Source organism: Peribacillus sp. NPDC056705, assembly GCF_043656335.1.
Window position 1 is genome coordinate 1 of sequence record NZ_JBHTYI010000085.1, and the last position, 2,248, is coordinate 2,248.

2 protein-coding genes are annotated in these 2,248 nt (G+C 54.8%); both read right to left on the reverse strand.

The window, feature by feature from the left end:
- Window positions 1–198: response regulator (locus ACFRAK_RS27470; RefSeq protein WP_394572956.1), on the reverse strand; the 198-nt coding region annotated here is incomplete at its 3' end.
- A gap of 80 nt (window positions 199–278) precedes the next feature.
- Window positions 279–2,012, reverse strand: coding sequence for a sensor histidine kinase (locus ACFRAK_RS27475; protein WP_394572957.1), 1,734 nt, complete (start codon window positions 2,010–2,012; stop codon window positions 279–281).
- Window positions 2,013–2,248: the final 236 nt, after the last annotated feature.

The window sequence follows — 2,248 nt, forward strand, 5'->3', positions numbered from 1 at the left end:
GCTCAGCTCCAGCCCGCTCATGCCCGGCATGCGAATGTCGGTAACAACGATGTCGACCGGATGCGCCTTCAGCACTTCGGCTGCTTCCTGCCCTGAAGCCGCCTGCCGCACCGCTCCTATGCCAATCGACGCCCAATCATTGTCTACCATGCTCTGCAACAGCATCGGCTCATCATCTACTAACAACAGTGTAATCATCTAGGATCGTTCCCTTCTCCCTGCGAATTATAATGTAGCTTGACTTTCCCCCGTGGCCGCGGCAGCCATCGTGCCTCGTTTCACGCATCAGATTCAGTCGCCTGCCAACGCAGTGTAACTGCCAGCCCGGACAATCGCCGGGACGGTGCTAGGCTTATCCCGGAACCGGGGCCGAAGGAATGCTTCAGCCGTTGATGCACATTCCATAGCCCGCATCCGGTACACTCCTCCATTGGTTGCTCCAACCGCTGCATATAGCACTCGATCTCTGTCTCGCTCATACCTTGCCCGCTGTCCTCAACAACGATCGTATGCCAGCAACCATCGCTGGTGCCGGTCACTTCCACCCGGCCGCTGCCGGGCTGCGGCTCGATGCCGTGCTCGATTGCATTCTCCACTACAGGCTGTAAGATCAGCCGCAGCATCGGTACGCTCTGCATCGGCTCCGGCAGCTTGATATCATAGTCAAGCCGTTCCAGCCGCAGCTTATAGATCGCCAGATAGTGCAGAACCAGTTCCACTTCCTCACGCAGCCGCGGCATTTGATTCTCGACCCGCGTCGTGTAGCGATAATAGTCGCCCAAGTGGAATGCCATCTTGCGCACGGTGTCCGTATGGCCGGCCTTAGCGCAGGCTGCGATGAAGGAGAGGCAGTTATACAAGAAATGAGGATGGATTTGCGATTGAAGCTGCTTCAGGGTGGCGAGCTTCGAACGGTTCTGCTCCTCATACACGTTCAGAATCAGATGCTCGATCTTCGTACCCATGTCATTGAAGCGGCGCACCATGTAGTCAAACTCATTATGAAAGCGCTTCCTAATGCGGTATGTATAGTCGCCGATCTCGAATTGCTTCAGTCCACGCACAATTGCCGAGATCGGCTTCTGCACGTTCAGATAGAGCAGGTAGGAGGCAGCCAGGCCCAGTGCGACGACCGCAAGCAGGCCGAGATAGAACAGGTTACGGCTCTCGATAACCGGGGCATGAATGACATTCAGTGGCACGTAATCAATCAGGTAGGCATCCAGCGCAGGCACGTACAGATGACTAAGATAGGCCTGCTGGCCCTCGACATGAAGACTGCGATGGCCTGCTTCACCAAGCGGCGACTGCAGCAGCTCCTGGCCCAGCTCCCTTACCAGTTCCTCCTGGCCCTCGCTACCGCCGATGGCTATGCCTGCGCTGGTCAGCAGAAAGGTCTGGCCTCCGCTCTCTTGGCGGAAATCACGCAGCATTCGGCGGATATTGTCCAGACTGAAGCGAATCTCGTAGACAGCATTGACGCCTACGGAATCGTTTTTGGACAGGAACGGGTCCCACATCCGCATCTGGTAATAGCCTTCCCGCCCATCCTCCCCAGGCGAATATATTCTCCACACGCCATTGTCTGCGGTGTCCAGCTCCAGTGAGTTGTACGTGTCCGTCGGCAGCGTTGAGATACGCCTTCCGATTTGGGGGAGATAAATTGACAATTCGTTGGTCCAGTTGCTGGAGAGACTCTGCAGGCCCAGCTTCTCCTTCAGCTGCGTCTGATAAGTGCGCGTTCCGTAATAGTCATCGGTCAGAATGCTTAACTGCAAATTCAGCACGGAGGAATCCCCAGTCAACACGCCGGTAGACAGCGACAAACGATCAATATTGGAGACAATCTGGCTGCGCAGAAAGCCGAGCCTGCTTTCATTGCTTGCGGTAATCTGCGCATCGATCGTCTCGATGCTTGTCCGGCTGAAGTAGGTATACAACAGCGCTGCCGGTACGACCACAATCATTAAAACCCCGATCATACGGATCAATATTGGACGATGTCGACTCATCGGTTACAGCCCCCTTAACAAAATGACAGTAATCTTAAAATATGTAGGCTATACGCCCTTGCAGCGGCAATTTTACAATGAGAGCACAGTCATAATCAACCAGGAGGAACGGATCCATGAAAGAAATTACCGTGCAAGACGCAACCACCGGCAGGCAGCCAACCAAACGCCGGCGGAGATTTCCTTTTTACCAAACATGGAGATTGCACTTGATGCTGCTGCCCGCGGTCATCATC